Annotated in this window: 17 protein-coding genes and 1 tRNA gene; 12 read left to right on the top strand and 6 right to left on the bottom strand. The window is 63.8% G+C overall.

Going from position 1 to position 19,471, the window contains the following annotated elements; genetic code table 11:
* Positions 1 to 719, top strand: a 719-nt coding sequence (locus ABWO90_RS21345; protein WP_353193227.1) for a hypothetical protein, incomplete at its 5' end; no start/stop codon positions are given.
* A gap of 245 nt (positions 720 to 964) precedes the next feature.
* Here the strand turns inward: ABWO90_RS21345 and ABWO90_RS21340 are convergent.
* Positions 965 to 1,054, bottom strand: a tRNA-Ser gene (locus ABWO90_RS21340).
* A 316-nt stretch (positions 1,055 to 1,370) separates the two neighbouring features.
* Here ABWO90_RS21340 and ABWO90_RS21335 point away from each other — a divergent pair.
* Positions 1,371 to 3,095 (top strand): acyl-CoA synthetase, encoded by a 1,725-nt coding sequence (locus ABWO90_RS21335; RefSeq protein WP_353193226.1) that lies wholly within the window; start codon positions 1,371 to 1,373, stop codon positions 3,093 to 3,095.
* Between the two features lie 84 nt (positions 3,096 to 3,179).
* On the opposite strand, the gene hemW is transcribed toward ABWO90_RS21335, so the two are convergent.
* The 3 genes from hemW to rph are packed head-to-tail and all read right to left on the bottom strand — an operon-like array spanning position 3,180 to position 5,754.
* Positions 3,180 to 4,400, bottom strand: coding sequence for a radical SAM family heme chaperone HemW (gene hemW, locus ABWO90_RS21330; protein ID WP_353193225.1), 1,221 nt, complete (start codon positions 4,398 to 4,400; stop codon positions 3,180 to 3,182).
* Between the two features lie 5 nt (positions 4,401 to 4,405).
* A complete protein-coding gene (gene rdgB / locus ABWO90_RS21325; RefSeq protein ID WP_353193224.1) occupies positions 4,406 to 5,023 on the bottom strand; it encodes an RdgB/HAM1 family non-canonical purine NTP pyrophosphatase in 618 nt (205 codons plus the stop codon).
* A gap of 2 nt (positions 5,024 to 5,025) precedes the next feature.
* Positions 5,026 to 5,754 (bottom strand): ribonuclease PH, encoded by a 729-nt coding sequence (gene rph, locus ABWO90_RS21320; RefSeq protein WP_353193223.1) that lies wholly within the window; start codon positions 5,752 to 5,754, stop codon positions 5,026 to 5,028.
* Between the two features lie 212 nt (positions 5,755 to 5,966).
* Between rph and ABWO90_RS21315 the strand changes: the two genes are divergently transcribed.
* From ABWO90_RS21315 to ABWO90_RS21300, 4 genes are all read left to right on the top strand, one after another.
* Positions 5,967 to 6,896, top strand: a complete 930-nt coding sequence (locus ABWO90_RS21315) for a YicC/YloC family endoribonuclease (RefSeq protein WP_353193222.1) — start codon at positions 5,967 to 5,969, stop codon at positions 6,894 to 6,896.
* A gap of 5 nt (positions 6,897 to 6,901) precedes the next feature.
* The gene (gene gmk, locus ABWO90_RS21310; protein WP_353193221.1) at positions 6,902 to 7,579 is read left to right on the top strand and encodes a guanylate kinase; all 678 of its coding nucleotides are present in this window, start codon (positions 6,902 to 6,904) and stop codon (positions 7,577 to 7,579) included.
* A gap of 89 nt (positions 7,580 to 7,668) precedes the next feature.
* The gene (rpoZ, locus tag ABWO90_RS21305) at positions 7,669 to 7,875 is read left to right on the top strand and encodes a DNA-directed RNA polymerase subunit omega (protein ID WP_017233499.1); all 207 of its coding nucleotides are present in this window, start codon (positions 7,669 to 7,671) and stop codon (positions 7,873 to 7,875) included.
* A gap of 60 nt (positions 7,876 to 7,935) precedes the next feature.
* Positions 7,936 to 10,359: a RelA/SpoT family protein gene (locus tag ABWO90_RS21300; protein ID WP_353193220.1), complete on the top strand. Its 2,424-nt coding sequence runs from the start codon at positions 7,936 to 7,938 to the stop codon at positions 10,357 to 10,359.
* A gap of 101 nt (positions 10,360 to 10,460) precedes the next feature.
* Here ABWO90_RS21300 and greB read toward each other — a convergent pair whose 3' ends face one another.
* Positions 10,461 to 11,021 carry a transcription elongation factor GreB gene (gene greB / locus ABWO90_RS21295; RefSeq protein WP_353193219.1) on the bottom strand — a complete coding sequence of 187 codons (561 nt, stop codon included), beginning with the start codon at positions 11,019 to 11,021 and terminating at the stop codon, positions 10,461 to 10,463.
* Between the two features lie 193 nt (positions 11,022 to 11,214).
* Between greB and ABWO90_RS21290 the strand changes: the two genes are divergently transcribed.
* Positions 11,215 to 12,123, top strand: a complete 909-nt coding sequence (locus ABWO90_RS21290; protein WP_353193218.1) for a pirin family protein — start codon at positions 11,215 to 11,217, stop codon at positions 12,121 to 12,123.
* Positions 12,124 to 12,216: 93 nt separating this feature from the next.
* Here ABWO90_RS21290 and ABWO90_RS21285 read toward each other — a convergent pair whose 3' ends face one another.
* Positions 12,217 to 14,811, bottom strand: coding sequence for a cation:proton antiporter domain-containing protein (locus ABWO90_RS21285; RefSeq protein WP_353193217.1), 2,595 nt, complete (start codon positions 14,809 to 14,811; stop codon positions 12,217 to 12,219).
* A 206-nt stretch (positions 14,812 to 15,017) separates the two neighbouring features.
* On the opposite strand from ABWO90_RS21285, the gene trxA reads away from it, so the two are divergent.
* The 5 genes from trxA (at position 15,018) to ABWO90_RS21260 (ending at position 19,145) form a co-directional block, all read left to right on the top strand.
* The gene (trxA, locus tag ABWO90_RS21280) at positions 15,018 to 15,869 is read left to right on the top strand and encodes a thioredoxin (RefSeq protein WP_353193230.1); all 852 of its coding nucleotides are present in this window, start codon (positions 15,018 to 15,020) and stop codon (positions 15,867 to 15,869) included.
* 49 nt (positions 15,870 to 15,918) lie between these two features.
* Positions 15,919 to 16,296 carry a cupin domain-containing protein gene (locus tag ABWO90_RS21275; RefSeq protein WP_353193216.1) on the top strand — a complete coding sequence of 126 codons (378 nt, stop codon included), beginning with the start codon at positions 15,919 to 15,921 and terminating at the stop codon, positions 16,294 to 16,296.
* Positions 16,293 to 16,880, top strand: a complete 588-nt coding sequence (locus ABWO90_RS21270; RefSeq protein ID WP_353193215.1) for a P-loop nucleotide/nucleoside kinase family protein — start codon at positions 16,293 to 16,295, stop codon at positions 16,878 to 16,880. The genes ABWO90_RS21275 and ABWO90_RS21270 overlap by 4 nt, the downstream gene beginning before the upstream one ends.
* A gap of 125 nt (positions 16,881 to 17,005) precedes the next feature.
* On the top strand, positions 17,006 to 18,016 hold the full coding sequence (locus ABWO90_RS21265) for an amino acid ABC transporter substrate-binding protein (RefSeq protein ID WP_353193214.1): 1,011 nt from the start codon (positions 17,006 to 17,008) through the stop codon (positions 18,014 to 18,016).
* A 136-nt stretch (positions 18,017 to 18,152) separates the two neighbouring features.
* Complete coding sequence (locus tag ABWO90_RS21260; protein WP_353193213.1) at positions 18,153 to 19,145, top strand: amino acid ABC transporter substrate-binding protein; 993 nt, start codon at positions 18,153 to 18,155, stop codon at positions 19,143 to 19,145.
* Positions 19,146 to 19,471: the final 326 nt, after the last annotated feature.

The following is a 19,471-nucleotide window of genomic DNA, read 5'->3' as shown; positions in this document are numbered from 1 at the left end:
AAGAGGAAGAGGAAGAGGAAGAGGAAGAGGAAGAGGAAGAGGAAGAGGAAGAGGACGACGACGATAATGACGAGATTGACGAGCAGGATACGCGCGAGCCGGGAGAGGTTCTGCTGGACGCCTTGCGGCGCGTTCGTCGGGCCGGCACGATCGATCTTGCAGTGATTCGAGCAATCATACGGCGCGCGAAGGCAAAGCGGCTGGGCGATATAGCTGAGTTTTTGCTGCAAGAAATGGCCTTTTTTGCTCCGGCAGCAAATGATGTTGTGCTGTATTTTGCTCGTCTTTCAGATGCGCAATTGGACGATCTGCTCCCATTATTCGCGGCAGGTTGCAATGACGGCAGCTTCGACCGGCAGTGTGTGAAGGTCTGGATGGAGTGGCTGTTCAGCCAGAAGCCGCAGTTGCTAGCAGACAAGGCAATACGACAATACATCAAGAGCAAAGGTAGCGCGATTGCACAGGCTACCGCTGCGGTAAGCGCAGGCAATCTCGCCTGGGCAAAGAGCGCGAAGAGCAAGGTGCTGCCGAACGGGGCTTGGGACCGACGCGCTTACCTGTATGCGTTGTCCGCGTTGTCTGGAGATGAACGCAAAAATTTTATCAATCCGCTCTTGAGGCATCCTGCGATGACAGTGACGGACCGGTGGGTAGCATCTTGGATTTTGAAGGGACGCCCGGAGCCAGAAACTGACTGGGACGAGGACAGCCCTTTCTAATTCCGACTGACGGACTTTACTGATTGACCGGATCATCCCATTTTCCGACCTTGAGTGCTCGACGGCGCGACCTGCGGCAGTGGGGCGGAAGCAGCTATTACTTGTACGGCAGCACACCCATCAATGTCCTAACCAGGCGACGCGTCACGAGGTGTGATTTCCTGCTTTTGCGGAGCAACCCCGAAAAAATTGCGGAGCACCGCCCACAAGAGTCAGTAGCTACTATCAGGAAGACTTGGGAAAACTGGCGGAGGCGGTGAGATTCGAACTCACGGAAGGGTTACCCCTTCGCTGGTTTTCAAGACCAGTCCATTAAACCACTCTGGCACGCCTCCGGGGCGTTGCGCACGACAAGGTTTGTCGTGGCATGAGGCCGTCTGGAACGACGGCCCGGGGATGCGTGCGGTCCGGGAAGTTCGGCGTCGGATGCCCGACGCAGGCCGGTACCGCACGGCAGCCGGCATTATACCCGCACCGCTCGCCATGTGAAGCCATCATTGCATGCAAATTGCCCCGGACCCCGCCCAGATACTCGCGTCCCGCGCATATTCCCCTTGTCTTGTCGGCGTCCGGCATGCATCATGCTTCAAGACGTGCGGTGAACGCCCCCCGCGTTCCCGTGCGAGGCCAGACATGACCCGGAGACACCGCATGGATGCCGACACCTCCCGCGCCCCCGCCCAAGAGACGTCAAATGACGCCAGCGGCGAGCGCGTGACTGACGCCCAGACTGCCCAACGCTTCACCTGGCAGATTCCCACCCTGTACAACATCGGCGTCGACGTCTGCGACAAATGGGCCGACGGTTCCAACCGGCTCGCCCTGATCCACGAAAGCGCAGACGGCGCCCACGTGCGACTCACGTTCGACGCCCTCAAGCAACTCTCGAACCAACTCGCCAACGAATGGCGCGCCAACGGCGTCAAGGCCGGCGACCGCATCGGCATCTTCCTGCCGCAATCGCCCGCCACGCTCGTCGCGCACGTCGCCGCCTACAAACTCGGCGCCATCGCCGTACCGCTCTTCACCCTGTTCGGCCCCGAGGCGCTCGCCTATCGCCTGCAGAACTCCGGAGCGGCCGTGCTCGTCACCGACCTCGCGAGTATCAGCAAGATCGACGACATTCGCGCCGAAATTCCCGATCTGCGTCTCGTGTATGTCGTTCACGACGACTTGCCGGAAGCCCATCATCACGTGGCGGACGATCAGGACTGGGGCGTTGCCGAAGACGGCCTGCTCGCACTCTGGCCCGCCATCGCATTGCGCGACGCGCACTTCGAACCCGTCCAGACGCGCGCCGATGCCCCCGCGCTGATCATCTACACCTCCGGCACGACCGGCAAGCCGAAGGGCGCACTGCATGCGCACCGAGTCCTGCTCGGACACCTGCCGGGCGTGGAGACATCGCACAACGGCTTTCCGCACGACGGCGACCTGATCTGGACGCCCGCCGACTGGGCCTGGATCGGCGGCTTGCTCGACGTGCTCCTGCCCGCGCTGCATCACGGCGTGCCCGTCCTCTCGCGACGCTTTGAAAAGTTCGATCCGGTGGCAGCGTTCGATCTGATGGCGCGCCACGGCGTACGTAATACCTTCCTGCCGCCCACGGCGCTCAAGATGCTGCGCACGGTGCCGTCGCCACGCGAACACTGGCCGCTGCAATTGCGCTCGGTCGCCAGCGGTGGCGAGTCGCTCGGCCCGGAACTGCTGGCATGGGGGCGCGAGCACCTCGGCGTCGACATCAACGAGTTCTACGGTCAGACCGAATGCAATATGGTGGTGTCGTCGTGCGCCGCGGAATTTCCAGCGTTGCCGGGGGCCATCGGACGTGCCGTGCGCGGCCACGACGTGACCATCGTCGATGACGACGGCACGCCGCTGCCGCAGGGCGCTGTCGGCAATATCGCGATCGCGCGACCGAATCCGGTCATGTTCCTCGGCTACTGGCATAACCCGGACGCCACGATGGAAAAGTATCGCGGCGACTTCCTGCTCACCGGCGATTCGGGCTTCGTCGACGCGCAGGGGTACATCACCTTCACCGGACGTTCCGACGATGTGATCACCAGTGCCGGTTACCGCATCGGCCCCGGCCCGATCGAGGATTGCCTGATTCGGCATCCGTCGGTGCAGTTCGCGGCGGTCATCGGCGAGCCCGATGAGCTGCGCACTGAGATCGTGAAAGCGTTTGTGGTGCTGCGCGAGGGATACGAGCCGTCGGAGGCCCTGGCCAAGGAGATTCAGAACTTCGTGAAGAGTCGGCTCGCGGCGCATGAATATCCGCGCAAGGTCGTCTTCCTGCCGGAACTTCCCATGACCGTAACGGGCAAGATCATCCGCAAGGCCTTACGGGAGATGGGGACGGTGCTGGGATAGGCCGCGTCAGCGCATGAAAAAAGCGACGCCCACGGGCGTCGCTTTTTTGAGGTACTACGTGATGTCACGTCTGCGCAGGACGTATTACGTCGCGTCGCGATCGAGGAACATCCCCTGCAGGTCGTTCAGGAATCGCTGGCCCAGCTCCGTCGGCGCAATGCGCTGCGGATTGTCGGCAAGCAATCCCTTCCTGACGGCCTCGTCCAACGCTTTCGCGATACGCGCCATCGGCAGACCGGTGCGGTCCGCGAACAGCTCGCTCTTCACGCCGTCGGTCAGACGCAGGGCATTGAGCATGAATTCGAACGGCAGATCGCGCGCGTCGACTTCGCGCTCTTCCTGAACCGCATTGCCCGCCGCCGCCGCTTCCATGAATCGCTGTGGATGCTTGTGACGGATCTGTCGCAACACGCGATGCGGGAACGAGATCTTGCTATGCGCGCCGGCGCCAATGCCGAGATAGTCGCCGAACTCCCAGTAGTTCACGTTGTGCTTCGCACGACGTTGCGGCTGCGCGTACGCCGACACTTCATAGTGCCCGTAACCCGCCGCCGCGGTGCGCTCCGCGATCCAGTCCTGCATGTCGGCTGCGGTGTCGTCGTCCGGCACCGTGGGCGGATACTTGTGGAACTGCGTGTTCGGTTCGAGCGTGAGGTGATACAGCGACAGGTGCGGCGGGGCGAACGAAATCGCCGTCTCCACGTCCTGCTGGCACTGTGCCAACGTCTGATTCGGCAGTGCGAACATCAGGTCGAGATTGAAGTTCTCGAAGTTCGCCTGCGCGATCTCGATGGCGTGCCGTGCTTCGTCGCCGTCATGAATCCGGCCGAGCGCCTTCAAATGATCGCTGTTGAAGCTTTGGATGCCGATGGAAAGTCGATTGATGCCGCTCGCACGAAAACTGCGGAATTTGTCCGCCTCGAACGTGCCGGGGTTCGCTTCCATCGTGATTTCGGCGTCGGCATCGAGCGGAAGCAGGGCGCGCAGGTCGGACAGCAGACGGTCCAGACCCGCCGCCGAGAGCAGGCTCGGCGTGCCGCCGCCAATGAAGACGGTATGCACCGGACGCCCCCACACCAGAGGCAGTGCCTGCTCCAGATCCTGACGCAACGCGTCGAGATAGGCTTGCTCGGGAAACGCCTGCGCACCGTCCTCGCCACGCCATTCGTGCGAGTTGAAGTCGCAGTACGGACACTTGCGCACGCACCACGGGAAATGCACGTACAGCGACATCGGCGGCAGCGCCGGCAGGCTGATCTTGCCGGGCCGCAGGAAGTTCTGTACGGGCAACGTGGACTGACTCATACCGCTCACGCCTCCCGGCCCAACTTTTCGAGCAGCACGCGCAACGCACGCGCCCGGTGACTGTGCGCGTTCTTCACGGCCGGATCGAGTTCGGCGGCGGTCTGGTCGAGCGAGCGAATCAGGAAGTGCGGGTCGTAGCCGAAACCATGCGCGCCACGTGCCGTGTCGACGATCTCGCCGTCCCAGCGTCCCTCTGCGATGATCGGCTGCGGATCTTCGGCATGACGCACCAGCACGAGCGCCGCGAAGTAATACGCGTCGCGGTAGCCGGGGGTGTCGGCGTGCGGGGCGAGTTGTTCGATCAAATGCCGGTTGTTGGCGGCGTCCGACTTCTCACGCCCTGCACGGGCCGCATAACGTGCGGAATAGACGCCGGGGGCGCCGCCGAGCACCGGCACACACAGGCCGGAGTCGTCCGCCAGCGCGGGCAAACCGGTCGCTGCCGAAGCGTGGCGCGCCTTCGTCAGCGCATTCTCGACGAAGGTGACGTGCGGCTCCTCGGCCTCGGACACACCGAGCATGCCCTGCGGCACCAGTTCGATGCCCAACGGCTCGAACAGCGACGCGAACTCGCGCAGCTTGCCCGGGTTGTTCGACGCCAGCACGATCTTGCGCATCGTCATCGTCAGACCCCCAGCGCGCGCTTCTGCGCGTCGATCAACTGACGAATACCGGCGTCGGCCAGATCGAGCAGCACGTTGCTCTGCGCACGCGTGAAGGGTTCGCCCTCCGCCGTTCCCTGGATTTCGACGAAACCGCCTTCGCTCGTCATGATGACGTTCATGTCAGTGTCGCAGGCGGAGTCTTCTGCGTAGTTCAGATCGAGCACCGGGTGGCCTTGATACAGCCCGACCGAGACGGCGGCGACGTGCGCTCGGATCGGCGACGTTTCGAGTTTGCCGTCGGCGATCAGCTTCGACACGGCGTCGTGGGCGGCCACGAAGGCGCCGGTGATCGAGGCGCAACGCGTGCCGCCGTCGGCCTGAATCACGTCGCAGTCGATCTGGATCGTGCGCGGGCCGAACTTCTCGAGATCGAACACGGCGCGCAGCGAGCGGCCGATCAGGCGCTGGATTTCCTGCGTGCGACCGCTCTGCTTGCCGCGGGCGGCTTCGCGATCGCTGCGTGTATGCGTGGCGCGCGGCAGCATGCCGTATTCGGCGGTCAGCCAGCCCTGGCCGGAATCGCGCAGGAAACCCGGCACTTTCTCTTCGACGCTGGCGGTACAGATGACCTTCGTCTCACCGCATTCGATGAGCACCGAACCTTCGGCGTAGCGGGTGTATTGGCGGGTGATGCGCACGGGGCGCAATGCGTCTGGCGCACGGCCGTCCGGGCGGGAAATTGGCGTCATGAGTGAATGTCCTGCGAGGTGAATTGATGCGGTAATACCCGAATGGTATCGCTAAACGCCGCAACCTTGGCGAGACGGCCCCGGGCCGCAGGCGGATTCCGGAGCGCCGGGCCGGAAAATGCGATAATCCGGTTTCATCCATTGCATGCGAATCCGGCTGCTGCATTGCCCCGTTGAGAATCTGTCACGCGGCTGTGGTACCGGCTACCCCGATGAAAGACAACAATATCTACAGTATGACCGGCTACGCCAGCGTCACGCGCGACATTGCGCATGCCGATGGAGCCGCAGGCGCGAGCGTGTCGGTCGAATTGCGCACGGTCAATTCGCGCTTCCTCGATCTGGCATTCCGCATGCCCGAAGAAGCGCGTGCCTGCGAGCCCGTGTTGCGTGAAGCGCTGACCGCGAAGCTCTCGCGCGGCAAGGTCGATATCCGCATCAACGTGCAGCGGCCCGAGAGCGGTACGAACGGCGCGCTCAATCTCGACGCCGTCAAGCAACTCGCCGATCTCGAGCAGCAAGTGCTCAAGCTCTTCCCGGACGCCGAGCGCATGCGCACCGGTGAAATCCTGCGCTGGCCGGGCGTGCTGGGCGAAGAGTCGGTGACCGCCGAAGCACTGCGTGACGCCGTGATCGACGCCGGGCGCAACGCCATTGGCGATCTCGTCGACGTGCGCAAGCGCGAAGGCGCACAGCTCAAGGCAAGCCTGATCGAGCGCATCGAGAAGATGGAGACGATTCTGGTCGGCCTCCAGCCGCTCGTGCCGGACCTGATCGCGCGCCATCAGCAGAAGATCGTGGATCGTCTGCAGGAAGCGCTGGGTGTGGTGGTGCCGGAAGGCTCGGCAGCACCGGGCAAGGAAGAAATCGCAGAGCGCATTCGTCAGGAAGTGACGATGTACGGCGTGCGTATCGATGTCGCCGAAGAACTCACGCGACTCGACGCTCACCTGAAGGAAACCCGCCATATCCTCGACAAGGGAGGATTGGTCGGCAAACGGCTCGACTTCATGATGCAGGAGCTCAATCGCGAAGCGAACACGCTCGGCTCGAAGGCGGCCTCGAAGGAACTCGCCGATGCCTCGATGGAGCTCAAGCTCTACATCGAGCAGATGCGAGAGCAAGTGCAGAATCTGGAGTAACCCGCATGTCCTCGCCATCACAAGTCCCGCCGTCTTCCGTGCAGGCCGCCTATCCCGGCAACCTGTTCATGGTGGTCGCCCCCTCGGGTGCGGGCAAGTCCACGCTCGTCAACGCACTGCTCGCACAGGACGCCGAGATTCGCCTGTCGATCTCCTGCACCACGCGTGCGCCGCGTGCGAACGAAGAAACGGGCGTGCATTACAACTTCATCACGGTCGAGCAATTCCTCGAGCGCCGCAAGCGTGGCGAATTCCTGGAAAGCGCCGAGGTGCATGGCAACTATTACGGCACGTCGCGCGTGTGGATCGAAGATCAGATGCGCGAAGGTCGCGATGTGCTGCTCGAGATCGACTGGCAGGGCGCGCAGCAAGTGCGCAAGCGCTTTTCGAACGCGGTCGGCATTTTCATCCTGCCGCCGTCGATCGCCGCACTGGAAGAGCGCCTGAAGAAGCGCGGCACCGACGAGCCGAATGTGATCGCACGTCGCCTGCTGGCGGCCGGCGGTGAAATCGCGCACGCGCCGGAAGCGGACTTCATCATCATCAACGACGACTTTCAGCGCGCGCTCTCGCAGCTGCAAGCGGTGTTCACGGCAACGCGTCTGCGCTTCCCGTCGCAATATGCGCGGCACAAGACGCTGTTCACCGATCTGGACATTCACTCGCCCAACGAACATCAGTAACCCACACGCATGAACGGCGGCGCTCGCGTTTTGCGCGAGGGCGCGCCGGCTGCGATAGAATACGGCTTATATCTAGAAGGAACCTCCTTATGGCCCGAATTACCGTTGAAGACTGCCTGAAACGAATCCCGAATCGCTTCGAGCTCGCGCTCGCCGCGACCTACCGCGCCCGCCAACTGGCGCAAGGTCACACCCCGAAGCTCGAGAACAACAAAGACAAGCCGACCGTTGTCGCGCTGCGCGAAATCGCGGCGGGTCAGGTGGGCGTCGAGATGCTCAAGAAAGTGCCGCTCTGATCAGGAGACAGCACTGATGCGATGTGACGTTCCGGGCCGCTCGACGATGCAGGTACACGTATGAGTCATGCGAAATCTCCGGCCGCGTCCATCGCTGCGGATGAACCCAAAGCGGGGGAGCCGAAGCCCGAACGCAAGAAGAAAAAGGGCGAAAGCGCCACGCGGCAGTACATCGACGCGCTGCTCGAGCAGTCGTATCGGCACCTCTTTGGTCCGACCGCGACGCCCGAGCAGCCGCGCAAACACGAGGTCGTTTCGATTGCCCGTCTGAAGGGCATGCTTGGGGAGTACCTCAAGGAAAGCGACCTCGCGCAGATCAAAGAGGCCTTCCAGTTCAGCGATGAAGCCCACCTGGGCCAATATCGCCAGAGCGGACAGCCTTACATTACCCATCCCGTCGCCGTTGCCGAGATCTGTGCCGAGTGGAAACTCGACGCACAGTCGATCATGGCTGCCCTGTTGCACGACGTGATGGAAGACCAGGGCGTGACCAAGGCCGAGCTCGCGGAGCGATTCGGGCCGAAGGTGGCGGAACTGGTCGACGGTCTGTCGAAACTCGACAAGATGGAGTTTCGCAGCCGTGAAGAAGCGCAGGCCGAGAGCTTTCGCAAGATGCTGCTGGCGATGTCGCGCGACGTGCGCGTCATTCTCGTCAAGCTGGCCGACCGCTTGCACAACATGCGCACGCTGGGCGTCACCTCGACGGAAAAGCAGCGTCGCGTGGCGCGCGAGACGCTCGACATCTATGCGCCCATTGCCCACCGTCTGGGCCTGAACAATACTTACCGCGAGCTGCAGGATCTGAGCTTCGCGAATTACCACCCGCGTCGCTACGCCGTGCTCGACAAGGCCGTAAAGGCCGCACGTGGCAACCGGCGCGAAGTGGTCGGCAAGATTCTCGACGCCGTCGAGAAAGCCCTGAAGGATGGCGGCGTCAGCGCCGACGTCTTCGGTCGCGAGAAAACGCTTTTCAGCATCTACAACAAGATGCAGGAAAAGCAGTTGTCGTTCTCGCAGGTGCTCGACGTCTACGGCTTCCGTGTCGTCGTCGAGTCGAACGCGCAGTGCTACCTGGCGCTCGGCGTGTTGCATGCGCTCTACAAGCCGGTGCCGGGCAAGTTCAAGGACTACATTGCGATTCCGAAGGTCAACGGCTATCAGTCGTTGCATACGACGCTCGTCGGCCCCTTCGGTACCCCCATCGAATTCCAGATTCGCACGCGCCGCATGCATGAAATTGCAGAAGCGGGCGTGGCCGCGCATTGGCTGTACAAGAACGGCGGCGCGGACATGAACGATGTGCAGAAGCACGCACATCAGTGGTTGCAGTCGCTGCTCGACATCCAGAGCGAGACCGGCGATTCGACGGAATTCCTCGAACACGTCAAGGTCGATCTGTTCCCCGACGCGGTCTATGTCTTCACGCCCAAGGCGCGCATCATGGCGCTGCCGCGCGGCGCCACGGCGCTCGACTTCGCGTATGCGGTGCACAGCGATCTGGGCAACCAGTGCGTGGCCGTCAAGATCAACAACGAGTTGCTGCCGCTGCGCACCGAGTTGAAGAACGGCGACATCGTGGAAGTCATCACTGCGCCGTATTCGAAGCCGAACCCCGTGTGGCTCGGCTTCGTGCGTACCGGCAAGGCGCGCTCGGCCATTCGTCACTATCTCAAGACGATGCGTTTCGCGGAGTCGGTGCAGCTCGGCGAGCGTCTGGTGGAACAGGCGCTCAAGGGCTATGGCCTGACGATGAGCGAAATCTCGCCGGAGATCTGGGACAAGCTCGCACAGTGGACGGGCAACATGGACCGTCAGGACATCTTCGCCGACATCGGCCTCGGACGCCGTGTGGCGGCTGTGCTCGCCAAGCGGCTCGCCGTGCTGACGTCCGGCAAGGAAAGCGAGAACGATACCGACAGTCCGGACGATCCGGATTCGCCGCGTCCGGGCGAGGACATTGTCGGCCCGCCGGTGCTCATCACGGGCACGGAAGGCATGTCGGTGCAGTTCTCGCCGTGCTGCCGTCCGATCCCCGGTGACGCCATCATGGGCTACATCGGCATCGGGCTCGGTATGGCCATCCATACGACCGATTGCCCGGTCGCACGCCGAATTCATCGCAAGGACCCGACGCGCTGGATCGACGTTGCATGGGCACCGCAGCCGGGCCGTCTGTTCGACGTGGCCATCAAGGTGCTGGTGCGTCACAATCGCGGCGTGTTCTCGCGCGTGGCTGCCGACATTACCGCGTCGGATGCCAACATCGTGCATATCGGGATGGACGAAGTGGTGCCGGATGAATCGGCCACGCTGCGTTTCCTCATCCAGGTAAGCGATCGCGTGCACCTGGCCAACGTGATGCGGCGCGTGCGCGTGAATCCGGACGTGATGCGCGTGGCGCGTGAGCGTCCTGCCGAGCGCCATCAGGAAGAAGTGCGCGCCAATCACGCCATGCGCATCACGCGCGAGCGCGGCGACTACTGATACCTCGACGCGGCAACCGGGCCCCTTCGTCGTGCGAGGGGGCGCCGGATTCTTCAACGCCGCGTCAATTCACCACAGGGAAATGCTTCGACAGCGCACCGTCATTCCGACGGCGGATAGCGCACGTCGAGAATCTCGATCTGATCGAGTCCGGCGGGGGTGCGAAGCGGCACCGTGTCGCCGACCCGTGACTTGGTGATGGCTCGCGCGATCGGGGAGATCCAGCTCACGTGGCCGCGTTCGAGATCGACCTCGTCGATGCCCACGATCATGATGGTGTGTTCGTCGCCCTTGCCGTCGGCATAGGTCACTTCCGCACCGAAGAACACCTGATCGACGTTCTCCTGTCGGCGCGTGTCGACGACTTCCGCATTATCGAGACGTCGCGTCAGGAACCGGATGCGCCGGTCGATTTCGCGCAGACGGCGCTTGCCGTAAATGTAGTCGCCATTTTCCGAGCGGTCGCCGTTCGACGCCGCCCACGACACGATCTTCACGACTTCCGGGCGCTGGTTGTCGATGAGGTCGAGCAATTCGTCCTTCAGGCGCCGATAGCCGACCGGCGTGATGTAGTTCTTGGTGCCCGGCGGAATTTCCGGGGCACCGGCGTCGAGATCGTCATCGTCGTCGCCGCTGTCTTCCTTGACGAAGGCCTTGTTCATAAGTCGATGCACGCGGTGCGCGCGTGCCAAAAAAGCGTTTCGGGATCCCTGCATTATAGGATCGATGCGCCGTGCGCACGTACGCAGACCGGATTCGTGGCACGCGCGTCATCCTCAAGTGTCATGGAGCGTGCGCGCAATGTCCTCTACAATCGGTGCACCCAGTCCCCCAAGACCGCAGGAGCGCCGCACCATGACCGACACCACGAGTCCCTCCAGTTCCTTCCTTGCCGTGCTCAAGCCGCACCTGAGCGACATCGGCGCCTTCACCGTGCAGCGCAGTTTGCCCAGCTTGCCGTTCAAGACGGTCGGGCCGTTCATCTTCTTCGATCACATGGGACCGGCCACGCTCTCGCCGGGGCAGGGCATGGACGTGCGCCCGCATCCGCACATCGGTCTCGCGACGGTCACGTATCTGTTCGACGGCGAAATCTGGCATCGCGACAGTCTGGGCAGCGATCAGCGCATCACCCCGGGTGCCGTGAACTGGATGACCGCCGGGCGCGGCATCGTGCACTCGGAGCGCACCCCCGACGACGTGCGCGAGCGCGGCGGCGACGTGCATGGCATTCAGACGTGGGTGGCGCTGCCGCAGGCCGACGAGGAAGCCGAGCCGACGTTTGCGCATCACGAAGCGTCGTCGCTGCCGGACATCTTTTTGCCGGGCGTGCACATGCGGCTGATCCTCGGCGAAGCGTTCGGGGAAACGTCGCCGGTGAAGGTGTTCTCGCCGATTTTCTATCTGGCCGTCGAGATGGAACCGTGCGCAGCGTTCGTGCTGCCGCTGCAATACGCCGAGCGCGCCGTCTACACGGTGCAGGGCGAGGTCACGGTCAACGACGAGACGCTGCCCGAGCACCGCATGGGCGTGCTGGCGGCCGATGCCGACGCGCGCATCGTGGCGGGCGACAAGCCGGTGCGATTGATGTTGCTTGGCGGTGCGCCGCTCGACGGCGACCGCTTCATCTTCTGGAACTTCGTGTCGTCGAGCCGCGAGCGTATCGAGCAGGCCAAGGCCGCCTGGACCGCGCAGCAAATGGGCAAGGTGCCCGGCGAAACCGAGTGGATTCCGCTGCCGGAGCGCAAGCCGCCGGCGTCGTAAGGTTCGCTGAACGACGAAACGCCTGTTGCCGAACCGATTCGGCGACAGGCGTTTTTCATTGTCGCGATGACGTTGCGCCGCTGATCTGCGCACTCACGCACTCAATACGATCACCGAGCAGCGCCGCTCTTCCAGCAGCCGGTGCGAGATCGCACCGAAGTTCAGCCGATCCCCGAAACGGGGTTGAACGCCGAGCACGAGCAGGTTGTGTTTGCCATGATGGATCTGATGCAGCACGGCGTCATCGACCTTGCCGCCTGCGAGCAATCGTGTGCGCAGCTTCACCCCATTGCGCTCGGCCAGCGCGTGGAGGTTCTCGAGCATGGCGGCCTCGGCGGCGTCCGGACGCAGCACGCGCGGGCGCCAGCGACGGTGCAACATTCCCGGTGCGACACGTGCGGACACGTGAAGCGCTGTCACCGGCGCCTTGGCCGCGCGGGCGATCGTGATGGCCAGTTCGGCCGCATGGCGCGAGTAGTCGGTGCCGGACACGGGCACCAGAATGTTCAACGGCGCATCGGGCTGGCGCGCGTGATCGCCGTGCGCGAGCACGATGCCGATGGCACCGTCGAATGCCTTGGTGAGCGGCAGCACGCCCTTGGGTAACGGCAGCGGTGGCACGTCGGAGTCCGCTTCTTCGCCGGGCGTATCGAACCCGGCAATCACGAACCCGTAGCCCTTGGCGATCTCGTCGGAGATCCGGGCGGCTTCGCGACTGCGATCCGGCTGTGATGCTTCCTGTTCGCGCACCGCATCGGACGGATCGCTCGCAACGAAATCACCTTCCTCACGAGCATCGCTCACACGTTTGTCGTCGTGTGCCTCTCCCACGGGTTCGTGCTTCGGCGCGGAGGCGGAAGCCTCGCCTTCATGGCTTTCGTCCCCATTCTCCTTGACGGGTCCGTGCGGCAGTTCCGGTGTTTTCTGCGGCGACTTGCCTGTGCGTTCGCGCAGCACGAGACGGGCGGCTTCGCGTGACGCACTGGTCTTCGTGTCGTCCGCCACACCGGGCGTGCCGGGCGCGCGCGGCACGGCGAGTCTGGCCGCCGCCAGTGCGATGTCGTAGGCGTCGAGTCCTGCGCCTTCTTCGTTGGCCTTGTCGTCCGACGAGGGCTTGCGATGGCCGGCCCGCTTGCCCGAATCCTTCGATGTTTCGACCGACGTGGGGGAATCGTTCGCGTCAGCTGCTGCGGCCGATTCGGCCGCTTCTGCTGCTTCTGCCGCTTTCGCCACCTCGCGCGCTGTTTTTCCACCGTCCGTGGGCGCGGGCGAGGGGGCGAGCACGGTCGTGAGCGTGCCTCGCACGCCGGCGGTCAACCCGGCAAGCCAGGCGGCGAAGCGTCCGTTGGCGCTGCCGTCCACGGCCACGAGAATGCGTTCGACGTTCGGGAGGAAGTCCTTCTCTTCAGCGGCTTCTTTTTCCAGACGAGCCTTTTCCTGCTCGGAGAGGGGAATGCGCACGAGCGCGCGTCGCAGCACCGGCGGCATGATGAGCGTGGTGATGAGCGCCATGATGACGATCATCGTGAACAGATCCTTGCTGAGCACGCCGAGCGACAGGCCGATGCTCGCCACGATGATTTCCGTCGAACCGCGCGCATTCATGCCGGTGGCGAGCGCGAGCGCCTCGGCCGACGACATGCCGCCGAGGCGTCCGCCCGCGAAGCAGCCGGTGAATTTGCCGAGGCTCGCGATCAGAATCAGGCCGGCCACCAGCCCCAGCATGCGCCAGTCGAGCAGAATCGTGAGATCGACCGACAGGCCGGCCACGCCGAAGAATACCGGCGCGAAGAGGGCGACGATCAACCCGCGCAATTGCGCTTCGATCTGCTCCGAGAGAATCGGCGACTGTCCGATCATCACGCCTGCCATGAAGGCGCCCAGCGCGGTGTGCACGCCTAACCGGTCGGTCGCGAGCGCCAGCACGAACGTGATGACGAGAATCGCACTGAGCACCGGCATCTCGATGGTGAATCGATCGTTCGTCCAGCGGATCGCCACGGCCACCGCGCGCTTGCCCACGGTAAAGCACAGCACGATGAACAGCAGCGTGCCGCCGAGGCTGATCGACAGGTGGCCGAGATCGACCGAACCGCTCGCGCCGAGGCCCGCGATCGCCGCAATGATGATCCAGCCGGTGGTGTCGTCGAGGATGGCCGCCGCGAGAATGATCTGGCCGATGTTGCGGCGCAGGTAGTCGACTTCGCGAATGACCATCGCCACGACTTTGACGGACGAAATCGACAGCGCCGTGCCGAGGAACAGCGAGGTGACGAGACGGGCTTCGGGGTGGGGAAGCAGGTTGTCGGGCAGATGCCAGCCCAGCGCGAAGCCGCAGACGAACGGGATCACCATGCCGCCCGCCGAGGCGAAGATGGCCATGCGCTTCATGCGTCGCACAAGGCCCAGATCGGTCTCCAGTCCGGTCGAGAGCAACAGCAACAGCACGCCCAGTTCGGAGACCGCGTCGAGCATCTTCTTCTGGGCTTCGTTGTCGGGGAAGATGGTGTGTTGCCAGGCGGGCAGGAGCGCACCGAAGACGGATGGGCCGAGCAACACGCCTGCCAGCAACTGGCCCATGACCGCCGGCTGGCGCAGGCGTTGCATCACCTCGCCGAGCAGGCGGCCGACGAGGACGAGCAGGAGCAGTTGCGTGAAGAAAATTGCGGTGCCATGGCCTGCGTGCATGTGCCTCCCTGTGTGTCGTGGACGCCATGAGGGGCGGGCATGCGTGACGTCGCTCCGAAGTCGGGAAACCCGTGGGAACCTCGCGTGCCGATGGGCGTCCGTAACGATTTGCCCAGTTTTGCGATTACCATGCTTCAAGCAGACGGCCGTTTTCCATGAGTGACGGCTGCCATTCACGCAATTTACCACGCTCGATAGAACCCATGATCGATACCAATCTCGCCAGTTTCGACGCCGACGTCCTGGCTGTCTCGCATCAGGTGCCCGTGCTGGCCGACTTCTGGGCGCCGTGGTGCGGCCCGTGCAACGTCCTCGGACCGCTGCTCGAAAAGCTGGAGGCGGAGTCGCAGGGGCGTATTCGTCTCGTGAAGATCAATGCTGATGAAAATGCGCAGCTTTGCGCCGAATATGGCGTGCGCAGCCTGCCGACGGTGGTGGCGTTTGTCGACGGCGAACCCGTCGACCAGTTCGTTGGCGCGCTGCCCGAGGGGCAACTGCGCGAGTTCATCGACCGCATTGTGCCGAATCCGGCGGAGATGGCGCGCCGAGTCGCGCGCGAAGCGCTGATCGAGGGCAGGCCGGACGTGGCGCGCGACGCATTGCAGGCGGCGTTGGCACTCGATCCGGCGCATGACGATGTGCGTCTCGATCTCGTCGACGTGTTGCTCGGCATGGGCGATGTGGCCGGCGCGCGCACCGAAATGACGCTGCTCTCGCCGCGCACGGCGGCCAGTGGCGACGCGCGCATTGCCGCGCTGAATACCCGGATCGCGGCGGCCGAGCAGGCGAGCCATCTGCCGCCTGCACAGGACCTGCTGGCGCGTGTGCAGGCCGAACCGGACAACCTCCAGGCGCGGCTGGATCTGGCGAATCGCTATCTGGCCGACCGTGCCTTCGAGCCTGCCCTTCAGGCATTGCTCGACATCGTGCAACGCGATCGCACCTTTGGCGATGACGCCGGACGCAAGTCGATGCTGGCCATCTTCGATGCGCTCGCCGAGACGGACCCGGCGACCGTGTCGACGTGGCGTCGCAAGCTAAGCGCTGCGTTGAACTGATGCCGTCCGCTATCGCCATGCCCTTCTCATTCTCACTGCCCAATTGCCGATGACTGCGCCTTCCCTCATCACGTTTTCCCCCGCACAAGCGGGGGAGGCCATTTTCGACCATCCTGCCGAAGCCCGCCGCGTGAGCGGCAATCCTCAACGGGTGACGCGCCCGTTCTACACCGACGCGCTCGGTGAATTCGATTGCGGCGAGTGGACCTGCGAGCCCGGTGCCTGGCGCATCGCGTTCGGGGCGCATCGGCAGGAGTTCTTTTCGGTCATCGAGGGACGCATTCGTATCAGCGACCTCGAAGGCAATGCGTCGGAGTTCGGTCCCGGCGACGCCTGCGTGATCCCGGCCGGCTTCGAAGGCGTATTCGAAGTCGTGGAGCCGGTGCGCAAACACTTCGTGATGTTCGAGCGCAAGGCGGCGGTATGACGCGTCTGATCTTCTTCTGCGGTCACGCCGGCGCGGGAAAGACGACGTTGGCCAAGCGTCTGATTCGCCCGCTGATCGCGCGCAGTGGCGAGGCGTTCTGTCTGCTCGACAAGGACACGCTGTATGGCGCGTACAGCGCATCGGTGATGGGCGCGCTGACGGGCAACCCGAACGATCGCGACAGCCCACTGTATCTGCAGACGTTGCGCGAGCCCGAGTATGCGGGGCTGTTGGAGACGGCACGAGAGAACCTGCGGCTCGGCGTGAACGTGCTGGTGGTCGGGCCGTTGTCGCGCGAACTGCGCGAGGGACTGCTGTTCGATCGTGCGTGGCTTGGCGTCGATGACGACGTGGGGGTGCATGTCGTGTGGGTCGACCTCGACGAGATTCAGGCGAAGGCGCGCATCGAGAGTCGCGGCAATCCGAACGATGCCTACAAGCTCGCCCATTGGGACGAATACCGCGTGCGGCGTTTTCTGCCACCGGCTGCGGCATTCCCCGGACTGGTGCGCTTCGACAATACGGCACCCACGCCGGAAGACGACGAACGCCTGTTGCAGACCCTGCTCGCACACACGCGGTAAGGCGGCCGGGGCGGGGCGCAGAATGCGCCCCAAGGGAATCGTCTGAAAAGTCATCCGCCGCGCGGCGGTCGCGATGGGGACGTTGCTAAGGTATGGGCACTTTCCTCAGTACGCCGGTGCCGATCATGCCCCAGCTCATTCGACCGCTTCGCCAACGGATCCAACTGTTCGCCGGCCTGCTCGCGGCTGTCTCGCTTTGTGCGAATGCCGTGGGCCCGCTGCCTGGCATGCCGCGTGTCGGCCCGTTGGCCGCGCAAGCGCCCGGCGAATTTCCCACGACAGACGCGTCGGCCTTATTGGCTGCCCCCGCAGACGACGGCCCGACGCTCTCACGCATCCGCGAGCGCGGGCGCATCGTGCTGGGCTATCGTCAGACGGCCATCCCGTTCTCCTACGTCGACGGCAACGACGCGCCGACAGGCCTGGCGTGGGCGATGTGTCAGCGTATCGTGCTTGCCTTGCAACGCGAACTCGCCATGCCGGAACTGCGCGTCACGCCCGTGCGGGTGATCGAACAGATGCGCGCGCCGATGCTGCGGGGCGAGGCGATCGATATCGATTGCGCGCCGTCGACGGTCACCGCAGCGAGGGCACGACAGGTCGCGTTCAGCCTGCCGTATTACGCATCCGATATCCGTTTGATGGTCCGGCAGGGCAGCGGCATCGATTCGATCGATCACCTGCGCGGATTGCGGCTCGCGGTGGTGCAGGGTACGACGGCCGAACGAATCGTGCGCGCCCGGCACGCCCGGGCCGGGTTTCAATTGCTTATGGCCCGTGACTATGCCGACGCGTTTCGCATGCTGCGGGAGCGCCGCGCACAGGCGCTGGCGCTCGACGACGTACTGCTTGCCGGATTGCGGGCGACGAGCCGCACGCCGGATGACTTCGAGATTGTCGGACTGCCGCTGTCCGATCGGCCGGAGCAGTATGCGCTGGTCCTGCCGAAGGGCGACGCGGACTTCAAGGCGCGTGTCGACGACGTGCTTGCCCGGATGTTCCGCGATGGTGAGATGGCCCGGCTCCAGCAGGAATGGTTTCAGGCGGCCGTCCCGCCGTATGGGCACCGGCTCGGTATCGATCCGTCGGCCGATGCGCTGGCGCTTTGGGAATCCGGCGCCGGCATCGTCGAATGATCGTCAAATGATCGCCAACGCTTATGCCGCGCAACATGTGGCGTGCCCGGCATAAGCTAATGACAAACGTTTCTTTGCCAGCGGCCACGCATATCTGTAAATTCCTATCGTGCTGTTAATCCGATAGGAATTTGCTGTGAACGGTTTCAACGAAGTCAACTGGAAGGTCGCTGCCAGGCGCGCCGCGCGCACGGCCTTCGTCTCCCTGAGTCTTTCGATCGGGTTTGCCGCCGCTGGCGGCATGGCGACAGCCACTGCGGCGCCTGCCAAAGCCAACACGGCCGTCGTGCCGCTGCCCACGGTCAGCGGTGACCTGACCGGCACGCTCAAGAAAATCCGCGACACCGGACTGATTACGATCGGCTATCGCGAAGCGGCGATTCCGTTCGCCTATGTGAACGACAAGGGCAAACCCATCGGTTACACGATGGACCTTTGCTACGCCGTGGTCGATGCGGTGAAGTCTGCGCTGAACATGCCGAACCTGCGCGTGCGCGAGATGTCGATTACGCCGCAGAACCGCATTCCGCTGGTGAAGAACGGCACCGTCGATCTGGATTGCGCGCCGAACACCATTACGCCGGAGCGTGCCGAACAGGTGGGTTTCAGCAACCCGTACTACGTCTCGGAAGTGCGCCTGCTGGTCAACAAGAAGGACAACATTCGCGGTCTGGACGACCTGAAGGGGCAGAATCTGGTGGCCTCGGCCGGCTCGACCGGCGAACGTCTGGCGCGCATGCAGGCCGACAAGATCGGCTTCCGGGTGATTCCGGCGCGTGACCACGGCGAATCGATGATCACGCTCGAGACCGGCCGCGCCAAGGCGTTTGCGCTCGACGACGTGCTGCTGGCCGGCTTCCGCGCCAATGCCCGTGAACCGGGCGACCTCGCCATCGTGGGTGCACCGCTGGAAACGGAGCTCAACGCCCTGATGCTGCGTCGTGACGATCCGCAGTTCAAGCGCTTCGTCGACACGACGCTGGCCCATGTGTTCAGCTCGGGCGACATCCGCCGCATTCAGCGCAAGTGGTTCCAGCAACCGATTCCGCCGCGCAATGTGAACCTGAACCTGGAGCCGAGCAAGGAAGTGCTCGAGGTCTGGCACAAGGGATCGCAAGTGACCGAGTAAGCCCTGTTCGACGCGAAGCGAGGGTCACGCCTCGATTCGCGCACAAGACCGGGACAAAAGCCCGCCGATAGCGATATCGGCGGGCTTTTTGTCGTGAGTGCGCGCAGGATTTCCGCATCGGCGGTGCACGCGTTTACGCGTTGTTTACACCCCCTTTATCCCTTTTGTCCCCGTCTTTACGCGTCGATCCGTATCGTTCAGTGCACGGCTGGCATGCGCATGCAAGGGCGCGTCGCGCCCCTGGCGTGCCGGCCGCCACACGATAGGGAGTTGTCATGGACTGGTTATATCTCGGCGTACTCGCGGTGTTTCTCGCCACGACCGTC

This window comes from Pandoraea pnomenusa (assembly GCF_040391475.1).
In the GTDB taxonomy this organism is placed as follows: Bacteria; Pseudomonadota; Gammaproteobacteria; order Burkholderiales; family Burkholderiaceae; genus Pandoraea; species Pandoraea pnomenusa_C.
This window is presented reverse-complemented; position numbering and strand designations above follow the sequence as displayed.

Bases quoted from the DNA above. Each gene is read 5' to 3' on its own strand.
- hemW (WP_353193225.1), bottom strand. From the start codon at position 4,400: ATGAGTCAGTCCACGTTGCCCGTACAGAACTTCCTGCGGCCCGGCAAG.
- ABWO90_RS21285 (WP_353193217.1), bottom strand. From the start codon at position 14,811: ATGCACGCAGGCCATGGCACCGCAATTTTCTTCACGCAACTGCTCCTG.
- rdgB (WP_353193224.1), bottom strand. From the start codon at position 5,023: ATGACGATGCGCAAGATCGTGCTGGCGTCGAACAACCCGGGCAAGCTG.
- ABWO90_RS21300 (WP_353193220.1), top strand. From the start codon at position 7,936: ATGAGTCATGCGAAATCTCCGGCCGCGTCCATCGCTGCGGATGAACCC.
- ABWO90_RS21315 (WP_353193222.1), top strand. From the start codon at position 5,967: ATGAAAGACAACAATATCTACAGTATGACCGGCTACGCCAGCGTCACG.
- ABWO90_RS21290 (WP_353193218.1), top strand. From the start codon at position 11,215: ATGACCGACACCACGAGTCCCTCCAGTTCCTTCCTTGCCGTGCTCAAG.
- rpoZ (WP_017233499.1), top strand. From the start codon at position 7,669: ATGGCCCGAATTACCGTTGAAGACTGCCTGAAACGAATCCCGAATCGC.
- rph (WP_353193223.1), bottom strand. From the start codon at position 5,754: ATGACGCCAATTTCCCGCCCGGACGGCCGTGCGCCAGACGCATTGCGC.
- greB (WP_353193219.1), bottom strand. From the start codon at position 11,021: ATGAACAAGGCCTTCGTCAAGGAAGACAGCGGCGACGACGATGACGAT.
- ABWO90_RS21275 (WP_353193216.1), top strand. From the start codon at position 15,919: ATGACTGCGCCTTCCCTCATCACGTTTTCCCCCGCACAAGCGGGGGAG.
- ABWO90_RS21270 (WP_353193215.1), top strand. From the start codon at position 16,293: ATGACGCGTCTGATCTTCTTCTGCGGTCACGCCGGCGCGGGAAAGACG.
- ABWO90_RS21335 (WP_353193226.1), top strand. From the start codon at position 1,371: ATGGATGCCGACACCTCCCGCGCCCCCGCCCAAGAGACGTCAAATGAC.
- gmk (WP_353193221.1), top strand. From the start codon at position 6,902: ATGTCCTCGCCATCACAAGTCCCGCCGTCTTCCGTGCAGGCCGCCTAT.
- ABWO90_RS21265 (WP_353193214.1), top strand. From the start codon at position 17,006: ATGCCCCAGCTCATTCGACCGCTTCGCCAACGGATCCAACTGTTCGCC.